We start from the raw sequence: 14031 nt of genomic DNA on the forward strand, positions 1-14031 counted from the left end.
TTTTTAGCCTGTGTTTCGATTGATGGCGTTAAGCATACGGAGTATTGTCCGAAGAATTAAGTGCAATGAAATCAACAAATGATGAATATTATGCATCCGGTGCTGAGACGCCTTGATTTAAACCTGCTGCCCGTTTTCGACGCGATTTACCGCCACCGTTCCGTTCGGCTTGCCGCTGATGAGCTGTCGATGAGCACATCGGCACTGAGCCATGCGTTGTCGCGTTTGCGCATCACCCTTAATGACCCGCTATTTTTTCGGGAAGGGCATCGCATGTCCCCCAGCGTGTATGCCTCTCAGCTTGCGCCTTCCATCGCCTCCGCACTGTCGTTCCTGAATCATGAGCTGACCCCGCAGCCGGAGTTTGACCCGGCCAGCAGTACCGAAAGCTTACAAATTGGGATTACGGACTTTACCGCGCTGTGCATTTTCCCCGCGCTGATGCACAAGCTGCAGCTTGCTGCCCCGGGTTTGCGTTTCGAATTGCGCTATCTGCCGCACAGCCCGGCGCTGACGGAACTGCTGGCGGGCGAAGTGGATCTCGCGCTGGGGTTCAGCACTCAGGATGATATTCGGCACCCGGAACTGGAAGAGATCGGCTGGTTTGAAGATGAGTATGTGGTTATCAGCAACGCGCGCCGGACGCGTCTGACGCTGGAGGATTATCTCGCAGCCCGACACCTGGTGGTGACGCCATGGAATGAGAAGCAGGGCGTTCTGGACGTGCGGCTCGAACAGTTGGGCTATACCCGACAAATCGCGATCAAAACGCCGTCGATGCTCAGCGCGCCGTTTATCGTTGCGGAAAGCGACCTGCTGATGGCGATCCCCCGTTTTGCCGCCGAGAAGCTGACGGCGGCGGCGGACCTGAGTATTTTTCCTTTACCGTTTTCGATACGCACGTTTGAAGTGAAAATTTACTCGCATAAACGCAGCGGCCAGCGGGGCGCGACCCGCTGGCTTAAGGAGCAGCTGCAAACGCTGGCGCAGGCGCGTCATTCCGGGCTGTCCGGCTCCCAGGAGAGGATGTCGCCGGGTTGACACTGCAGAGCCTCGCAAATTTTCGCCAGCGTATCAAAACGTATCCCTTTCACCTTGCCGGACTTGAGCAGCGACAGGTTTTGCTCAGTGATCCCCACAAAGGCTGCCAGTGCTCTGGACGTCATTTTCTTCTCTACCAGCATTTTGTCCAGATGAACCACGACAGCCATAATTAGATGAACTCCTTATTTTCTTCTTCCGCTTTGATGCCTTCGACCAGGGAGTGAAACGTTACCAGCAGCAAACCGCCTGTTAATAACAGAACAAAATCCCCAAGCAAAAGGGTGACCTGATAGTAATGTCCCGGCCACGCGATCGTCAGCGGGATCAAAAAGCGGCAGACCGGCAGTGCGATCCCAAGGCTTAGCATCGCGATGGCAATCTTGCGAACGCTGTTTGCCAGGGCCCGGGAGAGGATCTGTTTTTGACGAACCTGTCGCGTGACGCTCATCCCCTGCCAGACAGCAAAGGCAAACAGCCCCGCCGGGAGATAAAGGATCGCCAGCAGGAGGATCTGGCGGAGCGGCGAAACCGTCGAAACCGCCAGAGCGTCATTCTGAACCTCCGCGAGCTTTAGCAGAGTGGAAATAAAAAACGACTCGCCGGTGAAATAGATCCACAGAGGGGTGACTAATACCAGGATGAGAAAGAGCGGCAGCACCCCTGCGATGAGCACCAGACTGAGTTTATCCCTCGCACCATTCACGTCGAACCTTCCTGAATATTTCATATTATTTTAAGACCAGCATGCTCAAGCATGACATAAGCATCAGCGCGATGGCAATCTTGCCGCCGTTCAGACAGTTAGCTCCGTGTTTCATCCAGGGTTTTGGCCACACGTGATACACGCTAAAGGCAAGATAAGATGCCTGAATCACCCAGGTGAGCATTCTGAAAAAGTAACCTGGAGTATTCAGATGGGTGATGGTCTGCATCATTTCCATGCTATACAGAATTAATCCCACGGTCAGCACTGTGTTCACCAGCCGAAGTTTATACTGCGCGGCCCACGTTCCGCACGCAAACAGCAGGGCCGAGACGAAGGTCAGTATTGCCCAGAGAATATCAATCCAGTTCATGATGCGCCTCTGCCGTATGAGATGGCTGGGTTAATAGCAGCCGTATGGCCGGGACAACCACCGGCCACGCGGTGTCGGACAGGATCACCACGGCGCTTTTACGCTCTCGGTCGAAGGCAATTGCGGACGCGAATCCCGACGATTCACCATCATGCCATGTGATATCGCGCCCCTGAATGCGCGTGGTGAACCAGCCATAGCCCACGCGTGAATCGGGATCGTCAGTCGCAAACTGCGGCGTCATTGCGTCGCTCCATGCGAGCTGGCCTGCCAGCAGCGACTGAGCGTAATGGGCCATGTCGACAATGGTTGAACGCACGCCTCCAGCAGGGGCAAATGCGTGCATGATCCACGGCGCTTCGCTCAGGCCGGAAGCGGACCGACCCTGGCTGAACGTGGAAGAGGCGGGCGCTGTATCACTGGCGACGACGGAGCCTGTCATGTGCGCCTGAGCGAATATTCGCGTTTGCAGGAGATCGGCAAAAGATTGATGCGATGCACGCGCCAGCGCCAGTCCCAGCAGCGCGTAGCCGGTGTTGGAATAGTCAAATCCGGCCGGGCGTTCGACGCTGGCTTTATTCACCATGTCTATTAATGTCTCCTCATCGAAGTTCCAGAAATTGTCACGCAGGATGATGGTCTTAATCACCTGAACTTTCTCGGGTAACGACGTCGCCAGCTGCGGAAGGCCGGAACGATGCGAAGCCAGCTGCGCCAGAGTAATATCGCTCGCCGGGCCTGCGATCTCCGGAATAAGTTCACCGACGCGGGTTTGTGGCGCCGCTTCGCCGCGTCGCTGCGCCTCAATCAGCAGGCTGCTGGTCATGGTTTTGGTCAGGCTGGCGATTTCATACTGTTTTGTAAAATCGCTGCCCCACAGGGCGTACTGCACGCCTTTTGGCGTGATAAGTGCGACGGCAACGCTGCCACGCGCGCCGCTGAGGAGTGGCGTCAGGAACGAGACGATGGTTGCATCACCCGTCTGGCGCGGGGACGGCGTGCTGACGCCCGGCTGCAGGTAGATGCCTGCGGCAATCAGCGACACAAAAACAACCCCTGCGGCTAACAGTCGCCTGCGGCTGTATAAATACTGTTTATTCATGGTCTGTGCCTCAGAACTCGTACTGGATCATTGATGACAAGGTGTACTGCATGCGGCTGTTAACCAGCGGGCTTTTACCCGCTTCATCAAGCAGGCAGGCTGCGCGACCGGTCACCCCAGCCGTCAGATTTTCACTGATGTGCCAGACCAGTTCGCTATCGACACCAGCTTCCTGTAAACCCGATGATGGTGAATAGGCATCAAACCCGGTGCGCTGAGACTGGCTCGCGGTGACGCCATAATGGCGCTGCTGATAGCCGCTGTTCGCCCAGGTGATGTCACCTGCGACCGAAAATTCGACGTCCCGCCCGCGCCAGAGGGTGGACTTTACGCCGCTGTTCACGGTCCTCGCCAGCTGCTGCGTCTCGCCACCGTACCGGTGTTTTTGCGTTGCGCTTAACGCGCGCAGCCATATCGTCCAGTCCTCGCGTTGATAACGCATTTCCGCGCCCGCCATCAGCATGTCGGACATATCGCCCATTCCCTGGAGGTCACGGTTTTTTCGAGCGGAGAAGGGATAGGTAACTGTCTCTTTTCTACCCTCATCAGAGGCCAGCAGCAGGCTCAGGGCAAACGGGGTATCGGGGGGAAGTGTCCATGCCAGCCCCTCCGTGGAGAGATCCCATTGCCCCCAGCCTTTACTCTTCAGACTCAGGCCGCCCTTCAGCAGCGGTCCGGGCGCGTAATGCCGCGATCCCGAATAAACGGGACTGACCGCGACGCCCAGACCCGCGTAGCCGGACAGCTCCGCACCGTGTAAGGGAGCGCAAAGCACGATCCCCGCGAGCGAAACGCCATACAGCAGACTTCTTTTCATTCAATGCCTCTCCTGGCAAAGGGTAAGGTGAAGTGCGTGCAGGCTAGCCTGGTGTTTATCGTAAAACAATAAACATTTATTGTTTTACACTAAATTTGGTAGGTGTGCTCACGCGCTCACGATAAAAAGAGATGCGGCCGGGGAGGAAAGTACGATATCGTAACTCTATGATTGAAGGAGAAGTTCGCAGGAACGCCGTCGCAACAGGACGATAAATGATTGATGACATCCGTTATCTGATAGTGTTTGCAAAGATTGCTGAGGCAGGATCCATTTCAGGTGGGGCAGAAGCGTTAGGGCTTACAACCGCTACGGCAAGCACGCATTTATCAAAGCTGGAAAAAAATCTTGGCTGCGCGTTGCTCTACAGAAACACCCGTAAACTCTCTCTGACCCACGATGGCGCAAATTTGCTGGAAACGGCCAAATCGATGCTGGCGCTGTATGAGCAGGGGGTCATTGAATTTAAGCAGCGTTCAATATCAACGGCGAATAAGCTTACTGTTTCTCTTCCTGCCGTTTTTTTGAAGAGTGCGTTTACCCGCCATCTGGCCGATTTTATAAAACGTCATCCGGGCATTTTACTGAATATCTCTTACAGTGATACGCGCAGAGATATTATTGCCGACGGTATTGATGTTGCATTTCGAATCGGCGAACTTCCGGACAGTTCACTGAAAGCGCGCCATCTTTTCGTGCTGCCGCGCCAGGTAGTTGCTTCCCGTGGTTTGCTAAGCCATTACCCGGCGATTACGCATCCTGATGACCTGGCGAAACTGCCGTGGATTGGACTCAGTATGAGGCAGAATAACCGGGAATTCCGGCATACATCTGGGGAGGTGGCTGTCGTAACGTATACGCCTGGGGTGTATGTAGATAATGTCGAAGCCGCTTATGCCCTTGCCAGGCAACAAATTGGACTCGCCGCACCTCCTCGCTATTTAAGCGAAGAGGACGTTAAGCGTGGAGATATGCAGGAAATACTCCCCGACTGGTCATTAGAACCGCTGAAAGTTTATGCCGTCTGGCCTTCTAATATGTCGACCAGCAGTATTGCCTACAAATTGATTAATGATATTTATAACGCGATAGAGTTTCACACGTTATAACGGGTTTAAAATGCTAAAGAGAGCATGTAGCACGCCGTAATAAGCAGCAGTCCGCCCATCAACACGTTAAACGTACGGATCTGCTGTGTGCTCCTGAGCAGCGTCGACACCTTTTCTCCCATCAATGCCCATGCAGAAAGCGACACATAACAGACTAAAAAATAGACCGCTATAAAGATGAATGCTGCCGCAGGGTTTGAGGGTTCGGAAAACATCGCTGCCCCTGAGGCGCACGCGGTCCATGCTTTTGGGTTGATCCACTGCATTACAAAACCCTGAACAAAACCGGGTGCATCCGTTTTTGTTAATGACATATCGGGCCGGGACGACGCTATCTTGTAGCCCAGATACATTATAAATAAAGAACCGACAATATTAAGATAACGGAAAAATACAGGGTATTTTTCGATTGCAGCGTAAAAACCGAAACAAATAAAAATAAGTAATAACGTAAACCCTATCGTTGCACCGGAGACAAATGAGAAGGTCTTTCTAAAACCGTGAACGGCCCCTGACGATATAATCACCATATTAACGGGGCCAGGAGAAAATGAAAGCGTCAGTGAAAATATAAACATTGTGAAAATGAACAGCATTTTATCTCCGTGGGTTGGCTTATCTGCATAGAGGAGCTGTATTATTAAGTCGCGACTTTACTCGTCATGTTTCTGAATACTATCTGGGAACGTACGTCAGAGTAAGTGGCCTTTATCTAAAGGTGTGTTTGATATTTTGCACCGATCGCGCAGGCTGGCAGGAGACTGTAGGCCGGGTAAGCGCAGTGCCACCCGGCAGAAATGGCGGTCAATAAGGGAGAGTCAATTTAACGGCAGGTAGATATCCGTTTGCAGCGCATGTTCCGGCACCTCGTGAATGAAGTTGAGGTAGTGGAAAAATACCGGGGCATCGCGCAGCGTTTCGCCGCTGGCCGGTAGCCAGTCGCGAAACATCGCCCACACCGTGGCGGAAATAGTATCCAGAGAACCCGTGTGACGGCATACGGCGTAACGTCCGCCGTCGATTTCGCCACTGGAAACCCCAAATTCATTTTCTGGTATCGCTTCAGCGATGCTGCCGCAGATATCGAAACGAAAGGCGTCTGCGGGCGTGGTTGCCGGGTCATCCCAGGCAATACCAAACGTACTGCTTTCGTGTACTGGCGATAGGCCCGTGCTTTTACGCCAGGCAATAAATTTCGCCGCGCTGTCATTAACCCGATCCGGGTTGCCACGGTGCTGCAGCATTGCCACTTGGGTCTGTGGGAAATCGACAATCTTAATTTCCATCGTTTTTTGCTCCTGAAAGGTCATTTTCGGTACGCGCTGGTGCCAGTTCAGCCAGTCCGGCTGCTGCCGAAACTGACGCGGGCTTTTTCCAAACGCGTTTCTGAAGGCGCGACTGAACGATTCAGGGCTTTGGAACCCGGCATCGAGCGCAATATCAATCACCTTATCCTGAGGATTAAACGCCAGTCGCCAGGAAGCATGACGCAGGCGCAGCCACTGGATATAGCGATATAAAGGCTGGCCGCTAAACGCCAGAAACTGCCGGTGAAAATGATAAGGCGAACAGCAGGCTAACGCGCTGAGCTTCTCCAGCGTGAGCGGTTCATCGAGATGGTTGGCGATATAGTCGCACACCATCGTGAAGCGCTCGCGGTAGGCCGTTTTGAGTGCATTGTTCATTGCATCCTCCTGATGACCCACTTTGCCTCACCGAACGGCCAGAATCCTGACCGATCTTGCTGATTATGGAGAGGTTATACTGGCGGCATAACGTTGTACGGCAGCAATCGCCCTGTCGTCAAATATACTGTTCAAATAGAAGGTTTACATCTTCAGGAAAGTTAAATACCATACCCCCCTATAGTATCTTAACGGAGGGCGTATGCCGCATTCACCCGAAGATAAAAAACGCATTCTTACTCGCGTCCGTCGCATTCGGGGCCAGGTTGATGCCCTTGAACGCGCGCTGGAGTCGGGCGATCCCTGTCTGGCCATCCTGCAGCAAATCGCCGCCGTGCGCGGGGCTGCCAATGGCCTGATGGGCGAAATGGTTGAAATTCACCTCAAAGACGAGCTGGTAACGGGGGAAACCACGCCGGATCAGCGAGCCGTACGCATGGCGGAAGTCGGCCATTTGCTGCGCTCTTATCTAAAATAAACCCACACACCTGACAAAAAGGGAAGACATGATGAAATCTCGCGCTGCAGTTGCATTTGGTCCCGGCCAGCCGCTCAAAATCGTTGAAATCGACGTGGCACCGCCGAAGAAAGGCGAAGTGCTGATCAAAATCACCCATACCGGCGTGTGCCATACCGATGCGTTTACGCTCTCCGGGGACGATCCTGAAGGCGTTTTCCCGGCGGTGCTCGGCCATGAAGGCGGCGGGATTGTGGTGGAAGTGGGCGAGGGCGTGACCAGCCTGAAGCCGGGGGATCACGTGATCCCGCTGTACACGGCGGAATGCGGCGAGTGTAAGTTCTGTAAATCCGGTAAAACCAACCTCTGCCAGGCGGTTCGCGCCACGCAGGGGAAAGGGCTGATGCCGGACGGTACTACCCGTTTCTCGTATAACGGCGAGCCAGTTTATCATTACATGGGCACCAGCACCTTCAGCGAATACACCGTTTGCGCGGAGATATCGCTGGCGAAGGTAAACCCGCAGGCGCCGCTGGATAAAGTCTGCCTGCTGGGATGCGGCGTGACCACCGGTATTGGCGCGGTGCATAACACGGCAAAAGTCAAAGAGGGCGATACCGTTGCGGTGTTCGGTCTCGGCGGCATTGGTCTGGCGGTGATTCAGGGCGCGGTGCAGGCGAAGGCCGGTCGTATCATCGCCGTCGACACCAACCCGGAGAAATTCAAGCTGGCGGGTGAAATGGGCGCGACCGACTTCGTTAACCCGAAAGATCACGAAAAACCGATTCAGGACGTCATCGTAGAGCTGACCGACGGCGGCGTTGACTTCAGCTTCGAATGTATCGGCAACGTGAACGTGATGCGTTCCGCGCTGGAGTGCTGCCACAAAGGCTGGGGCGAGAGCATCATCATTGGCGTGGCCGGTGCGGGTCAGGAGATTAAAACCCGTCCATTCCAGCTGGTCACCGGGCGCGTGTGGCGCGGTTCGGCGTTTGGCGGCGTGAAGGGCCGTACCCAGCTTCCGGATATGGTTGAAGATGCCATGGCCGGCAAGATCCAACTTGACCCGTTCATCACCCACCGTTTACCGCTGGAGCAGATCAACGAGGCTTTCGATCTGATGCATGAAGGAAAATCCATCCGCACCGTCATTCATTTCGGCGACAAGTAACTCTTCTGCCAGCGGTTTTTCACCGCTGGCGTTTCTTTAATAATCTTCTCTAAAGTGTGACCAGTGCGGCGTTTTTAGCCGTAATCTAAATCCCCACCGTGCCGATGACTATTTAACACGCATGTTTTTACGCATCTTACCTATAAGAGAGTCGACGGTCATGGACAACACTACTTCGATGCAGGCGCAGCGCAAGCTGAGCTTCTTGCATCACATCAGGCTGGTTCCGCTGTTTTCCTCCATTCTCGGTGGCATTATTCTTCTGTTTGCCTTGAGCTCGGGTCTGGCGGGGTATTTCCTGCTGCAGGCCGATAACGATCAGCAGGATGTCACATCCGAAATTCAGGTGCGTATGGGGCTGTCTAACAGCTCAAACCATCTGCGAACCGCGCGTATCAACCTGATCCACGCCGGTGCGGCAAGCCGTATCGCGGAGATGGATGCGATGAAGCAGAACATCAGCGAGGCGGAAACGCGCATTAAGCAGTCCCAGGAGAGCTTTACCGCCTATATGAATCGTGCCGTGCGCACCGCTGAGGGCGCAGCGCTGGATGAAGATCTCAAGGCGCGATACGACGCCTATATTGCGGGCATGCAGCCGATGGTGAAATTCGCCAAAAACGGCATGTTCGAAGCGATTATCAACCACGAAAACGAAACGGCGCGTCCGCTGGATGACGCTTACAATGCCGTTCTGCTGAAGGCGATCAAGATCCGCACCGACCGTGCGAATACGCTGACGGCGCAGGCGCACAGCCGCACGCAGCTGGGCCTGATGTTTATGGTGGGCGCGTTTGCGCTGGCGCTGGTGCTGACGGCGATGACCTTTGTTGTGCTGCGCCGTACGGTAATCAATCCTTTGCAGCGTGCAGCGAAACGTATCGAGAATATCGCCAAAGGCGATCTGACGATGCCGGACGATGTGGCCGGGCGCAGCGAAATTGGCCGCCTGACGCGCGATCTGCAAACCATGCAGCACTCGCTTGAAAACACCGTGGGCACCGTACGTCAGGGGGCGGAGGAGATCTACCGCGGCACCAGCGAGATTTCTGCCGGTAACACCGATCTCTCTTCGCGCACCGAGCAGCAGGCCGCGGCCATCGAGCAGACCGCTGCGAGCATGGAACAGCTGACCGCGACGGTGAAACAGAACGCCGATAACGCCCATCATGCCAGCAAGCTGGCGGAAGATGCCTCCGGCAAAGCCAGCCGCGGGGGTCAGATGGTCTCCGGCGTGGTCAAAACCATGGGCAATATCTCCACCAGTTCGAAAAAGATCTCTGAGATTACCGCCGTGATTAACAGCATTGCGTTCCAGACCAATATCCTGGCGCTTAACGCGGCGGTAGAAGCGGCGCGTGCGGGTGAACAGGGGCGCGGGTTTGCCGTGGTGGCAAGCGAAGTCCGAACCCTGGCAAGCCGCAGTGCGAATGCTGCAAAAGAGATCGAAAGCCTGATCAACGAATCGGTTTCGCTGATTGACCAGGGCTCCGGTGAGGTTGTCGCCGCCGGTAACACCATGAATGAAATCGTCGACGCGGTTAAGCGCGTGACCGACATCATGCTGGAGATTGCCGCTGCGTCCGACGAACAGAGTCGCGGTATTGTCCAGGTGAGCCAAGCGATTTCCGAGATGGATAAGGTGACCCAGCAGAACGCCTCGCTGGTGGAAGAGGCCTCCGCGGCGGCGGCGTCTCTGGAGGAACAGGGCGCGCGTCTGACCGAGGCGGTCGGGGCGTTTCGTCTGAGCGGTGCAAAGTCGAGCCGCGCGGTGATGTCTGCGCCAGTGGCGAAGAACGCACCGCTGCGCCCGGCGGCAACGGTTTCCGGGGATAACTGGGAGACGTTCTGAGTGGCGTGTTTTGTCGGGTGGCGGCTTCGCCTTACCCGACCTACTTGTATTTGTAGGCCCGCGTAAGCGAAGCGCCACCGGGCAAAAAAAAGGGACCTTTCGGTCCCTTTTTCACATCTTATTTCTTATCGGGTAACGCGTACGCGATAACGTAATCACCGCGATCCGGCGACTGGCGAGCGCCCCCGGCGTTGATGATGATGTACTGTTTACCGGTTTTCGGCGACACGTAGGTCATCGGGCCGGACTGGCTGCCGACAGGCAGACGGTCTTTCCAGATCTCTTTCCCGGTGGCGGTATCAAACGCGCGCAGGTAGAAATCCTGCGTGCCGGCGAAGAACAGCAGGCCGGACTGGGTAGAGAGCGATGCGCCCAGCGTCGGCATGCCGATTGGAATTGGCATGTGCATACGAATGCCCAACGGGCCGGTATCTTCCACCGTGCCAACAGGGACCTGCCACACCAGCTTGCCGGTTTTCAGGTCAACGGCCGACATGGTGCCGAACGGCGGCTTCTGGCACGGAATGCCCAGCGGCGACAGGAAGCGTTCGCGCATCGCGCCGAACGGCGTGCCGTCCATCGGTACGATACCCATCTCGATGCCGCTGGCGTTTTTCGCCACGTTAGCGCGCGGCACCATGTAGTTTGCCAGGCCCAGGCGCATATCGTTGACGAACATCAGGCTGTTGTTCGGGTCAACGGAGACGCTGCCCCAGTTCATCCCGCCGAGAGAGCCAGGGAACTGCAGGGAGCGGTCGAGACCCGGCGGGGTGAAGACGCCCTGATGACGCATCTCTTTAAACTGAATACGGCACAACAGCAGGTCAACAGGCGTCGCCCCCCACATGTCGGATTCGGTCAGCGTCTGGTTGCCAATCATCGGCATGCCTACGGAGTACGGCTGGGTCGGAGAGTAGCGTTCACCTTCAACGTTACCCGCCGGAACAGGACGTTCTTCAACCTTCGCCACCGGCTTGCCGGTTTCGCGGTTAAGCATGAAGATCATGCCCTGCTTGCTGGTCTGCACCAGCACAGGCGTGGTGCCGCCTTTACCGTCGGGCAGATCGTACAGCAGCGGCTGGGAAGGCAGGTCGAAATCCCACAGGTCGTGGTGGGTCGTCTGGAAATGCCAGCGCACCTGACCGGTGGTCGCGTCCACGGCGACGATGGAGGAGCTGTATTTATCGTCGAGCGCAGTACGTTCGCCCGCCCAGAAATCCGGGGTGGCGTTGCCGGTTGGCAGGTAGATCAGGTTCAGCTTAGCGTCGTAAGACATCGCTGACCAGACGTTCGGCGTGCCGCGCGTGTAGGTCTGGCCTTCCGGCGGTAGGCCGGTCAGATTCGGATTACCCGGATCCCACGCCCACGCCAGCTTACCGGTGTGAACGTCGTAGGCGCGCACCACGCCCGGCGGTTCGCCGGTGGAGAAGTTATCCGCGACGCGACCGCCGACGACAACGACATTGCCGGCGACCAGCGGCGTGGAGGTCTGCTGATAATAGCCGGGCTTAATTTCGCCCATGCCGATGCTCAGATCCACGGTGCCATGGTCGCCGAAGTCTTCGCAGACCTTGCCATTATCCGCGTTGATGGCAATCAGGCGGGCGTCGGTGGTCGGCAGGAACAGGCGGCGAGGGCATGCCGCAGGCGGTGTCTCTGCCTGTGACGTTGTCACGCTGGAGCGTTCTTCAAAATAACCCAGACCACGGCAGCGCTGCCAGTTAGGGGCCGTGGCTTTAGAATCATAACGCCATTTTTCTTTACCCGAATCCACGTCCAGCGCCAGCACCTTACTGTATGGGGTACAGACATACAGCGTGTCGCCAACCTGTAAGGGAGTATTTTGATCTTCCGCGCCGGAGCCGTTGCTCTGCGGAATATCGCCGGTGTGCGCAACCCAGGCGACCTTCAGATCGCTGACGTTTTGCTTGTTAATCTGGTCCAGCGCGGCGAAACGGTCGCCGTGGGTGGTATTGCCCCAGTGCTCCCAGTTCTTTTGCTGCTCGCCGGGCGCGACGGGTTTAACCGGAACGGACTCGTTCGCGGCCACGAGGGTTTGTGGCTTAAACATCCAGCCCAGGCTGACCAGCATGGCCACCGCGAGCACGGCCGCGACGCCAAAAGCGGGCGCCTTGTTCGCGGCGCTGTGGTTTGCCGCGCGCAGGAAAGGCCAGACGATGGCGCAAAGGAAGGCCAGTACGGCGAAGGTAAACAGGCGAGAGAAGAGCGGCCAGAAATCCCAGCCCGCATCGCTTACCGCCCAGAACAGCGAGGCAATAAACGCGATGCTGTAAAGCACGATCCCGCTGGTGCGATTGAGGAAAATCAGGATCGCGGCAATCACCATGACCACGCCCATTATCAGGAAGTATCCACTTCCGCCTACGGTGGCGAGCTTAAAGCCCAACCCGCCGACCGCCAGACCGATGAGCATCATCAGTCCGGCAAGAAGCCACTGCAGAATACGAGGTATCCCGCGCGGCGCGCTGCCAAATGCCATGTCTTTCTCCTTTCGATCCCCCCGCCGTGTCGGGTGTGTACCAGTTGGGTAATAATGGCGGGGAGAATAATGATTAATACGGGTGAATTCGGTTTTATAAAATGATTTGCGAACCATTTGGTGAATTCACCGTTATGATAAAACTGTTAAATTGTTTTACGCAATTGTTAATGGATTATTCCGCATTATTTGATTAACGCACGGGCTAGTCCCCTCGCCCCTAAGGGGAGAGGGTTAGGGTGAGGGGTGAAAAAGGTTTTATACCGGCATTGATTTGCGGATAGCGCTCAGCAGCGTCTGTGCGCCCGTTGAGAGTGGCGTGTCTACGCGGGTCAAAATGCCGATAGGTTCACCGGCTCCCGGAGAGGTAATCGGCAGGGCGATCAGCGTTCCCTGGCGTAAATCATCTTTTACCGCGCCGGAGGGAACGAACCAGACGTAGTCATAATCCAGGGTGAGCTGGCGTGAAAGCGAGGCCGACAGCGTTTCGATACACCCTGAAGGCAGCGTACACCCCTGCATTTGCAGCAACGTTTCGGCGGTCTGGCGTGGCACGGTCCCTTTCGGGCACACCACAACCGGCCACTCCATCACGCGGCTAAGCGTCACCGTGTCCTGCAGCAGGGGGTGATTGGGACGAACCACCAGCTTCAGGGATTCCAGGAACAGCAGTTCGTAATTGAGACCGCCCATTAGTTCAGGGTCGGACATTCGACCGATACCGATATCCAGTTCGCCTGATTTCAACCCCGCGAGCAGCATGGTGTTATTCATGGTGGCAACCTGAATAGTGGTATGCCGCTGCTGCTTGTGGAACTGGCCGATAACCGGTGGAAGAATGCCCAGCGCCGCGGTGGGCAAGGCGCCCACGCGCACCACCTCACTGGATTGTTCTTCTTTTCGATGCAGGGACTGGCCTGCGGTATTGAGCGCATCCAGCACTTTAACGGCGTGCGTGAGGAACTGTTCGCCCACGATGGTAAGCTGCGCCCCCAGCCGCCCGCGGTCAAAAAGACGGGCACCGGTCAGCTGTTCCAGCTCGTTGAGGGTTTTCGAGAGCGCAGGCTGGCTCAGGTTAAGGGTTTCAGCCGCACGCCCCAGCGTTCCCTGTTGAGCGACGGCCACAAATGTATGCAAATGGCGCAAGCGTATGCGCTGACTGAACAGACCATTTTTTTCCATAGGCGATGTTAAAAACAGAGCGATGCGGGTGACAAG

The 14031-nt window shown here is 56.0% G+C and carries 14 protein-coding genes; 5 read left to right on the forward strand and 9 right to left on the reverse strand.

What is annotated here, in order from left to right; translation table 11 throughout:
• The first annotated feature begins 78 nt into the window (after window positions 1-78).
• Window positions 79-1041 (forward strand): LysR family transcriptional regulator, encoded by a 963-nt coding sequence (locus AC2TE5_RS11005; RefSeq protein ID WP_484613251.1) that lies wholly within the window; start codon window positions 79-81, stop codon window positions 1039-1041.
• On the opposite strand, the gene AC2TE5_RS11010 is transcribed toward AC2TE5_RS11005, so the two are convergent.
• The 5 genes from AC2TE5_RS11010 to AC2TE5_RS11030 are packed head-to-tail and all read right to left on the reverse strand — an operon-like array spanning window position 996 to window position 4039.
• Complete coding sequence (locus AC2TE5_RS11010) at window positions 996-1211, reverse strand: helix-turn-helix domain-containing protein (protein ID WP_024908393.1); 216 nt, start codon at window positions 1209-1211, stop codon at window positions 996-998. The genes AC2TE5_RS11005 and AC2TE5_RS11010 overlap by 46 nt on opposite strands.
• A gap of 2 nt (window positions 1212-1213) precedes the next feature.
• A complete protein-coding gene (locus tag AC2TE5_RS11015) occupies window positions 1214-1747 on the reverse strand; it encodes a DUF2975 domain-containing protein (RefSeq protein ID WP_484613252.1) in 534 nt (177 codons plus the stop codon).
• 25 nt (window positions 1748-1772) lie between these two features.
• Window positions 1773-2120: a hypothetical protein gene (locus AC2TE5_RS11020; protein WP_484613253.1), complete on the reverse strand. Its 348-nt coding sequence runs from the start codon at window positions 2118-2120 to the stop codon at window positions 1773-1775.
• A complete protein-coding gene (locus AC2TE5_RS11025; protein WP_213330495.1) occupies window positions 2107-3222 on the reverse strand; it encodes a serine hydrolase domain-containing protein in 1116 nt (371 codons plus the stop codon). Before AC2TE5_RS11025 ends, AC2TE5_RS11020 begins: the two co-directional genes overlap by 14 nt.
• Window positions 3223-3232: 10 nt before the next feature.
• On the reverse strand, window positions 3233-4039 hold the full coding sequence (locus AC2TE5_RS11030; RefSeq protein WP_484613254.1) for a MipA/OmpV family protein: 807 nt from the start codon (window positions 4037-4039) through the stop codon (window positions 3233-3235).
• Window positions 4040-4254: 215 nt separating this feature from the next.
• Between AC2TE5_RS11030 and AC2TE5_RS11035 the strand changes: the two genes are divergently transcribed.
• A complete protein-coding gene (locus AC2TE5_RS11035; protein WP_484613255.1) occupies window positions 4255-5148 on the forward strand; it encodes a LysR family transcriptional regulator in 894 nt (297 codons plus the stop codon).
• 5 nt (window positions 5149-5153) lie between these two features.
• Here the strand turns inward: AC2TE5_RS11035 and AC2TE5_RS11040 are convergent, their stop codons facing one another.
• Window positions 5154-5744, reverse strand: coding sequence for a LysE family translocator (locus tag AC2TE5_RS11040; protein WP_484613256.1), 591 nt, complete (start codon window positions 5742-5744; stop codon window positions 5154-5156).
• Between the two features lie 222 nt (window positions 5745-5966).
• Complete coding sequence (locus AC2TE5_RS11045) at window positions 5967-6833, reverse strand: AraC family transcriptional regulator (RefSeq protein WP_484613257.1); 867 nt, start codon at window positions 6831-6833, stop codon at window positions 5967-5969.
• A 202-nt stretch (window positions 6834-7035) separates the two neighbouring features.
• Between AC2TE5_RS11045 and AC2TE5_RS11050 the strand changes: the two genes are divergently transcribed.
• The 3 genes from AC2TE5_RS11050 to AC2TE5_RS11060 all read left to right on the forward strand — a co-directional run bounded on the left by AC2TE5_RS11050 (window position 7036) and on the right by AC2TE5_RS11060 (window position 10313).
• The gene (locus tag AC2TE5_RS11050) at window positions 7036-7311 is read left to right on the forward strand and encodes a metal/formaldehyde-sensitive transcriptional repressor (protein WP_003857256.1); all 276 of its coding nucleotides are present in this window, start codon (window positions 7036-7038) and stop codon (window positions 7309-7311) included.
• A gap of 31 nt (window positions 7312-7342) precedes the next feature.
• Window positions 7343-8461, forward strand: coding sequence for an S-(hydroxymethyl)glutathione dehydrogenase/class III alcohol dehydrogenase (locus AC2TE5_RS11055; protein ID WP_484613330.1), 1119 nt, complete (start codon window positions 7343-7345; stop codon window positions 8459-8461).
• 160 nt (window positions 8462-8621) lie between these two features.
• Complete coding sequence (locus tag AC2TE5_RS11060) at window positions 8622-10313, forward strand: methyl-accepting chemotaxis protein (RefSeq protein ID WP_484613258.1); 1692 nt, start codon at window positions 8622-8624, stop codon at window positions 10311-10313.
• Window positions 10314-10431: 118 nt separating this feature from the next.
• Here the strand turns inward: AC2TE5_RS11060 and AC2TE5_RS11065 are convergent, their stop codons facing one another.
• Both AC2TE5_RS11065 and AC2TE5_RS11070 read right to left on the reverse strand, forming a co-directional pair.
• Window positions 10432-12813, reverse strand: coding sequence for a glucose/quinate/shikimate family membrane-bound PQQ-dependent dehydrogenase (locus AC2TE5_RS11065; RefSeq protein ID WP_484613259.1), 2382 nt, complete (start codon window positions 12811-12813; stop codon window positions 10432-10434).
• Window positions 12814-13071: 258 nt separating this feature from the next.
• Window positions 13072-13995: a LysR substrate-binding domain-containing protein gene (locus tag AC2TE5_RS11070; protein ID WP_023335657.1), complete on the reverse strand. Its 924-nt coding sequence runs from the start codon at window positions 13993-13995 to the stop codon at window positions 13072-13074.
• Window positions 13996-14031: the final 36 nt, after the last annotated feature.

The organism is Enterobacter sp. N5-15 (assembly GCF_057221635.1).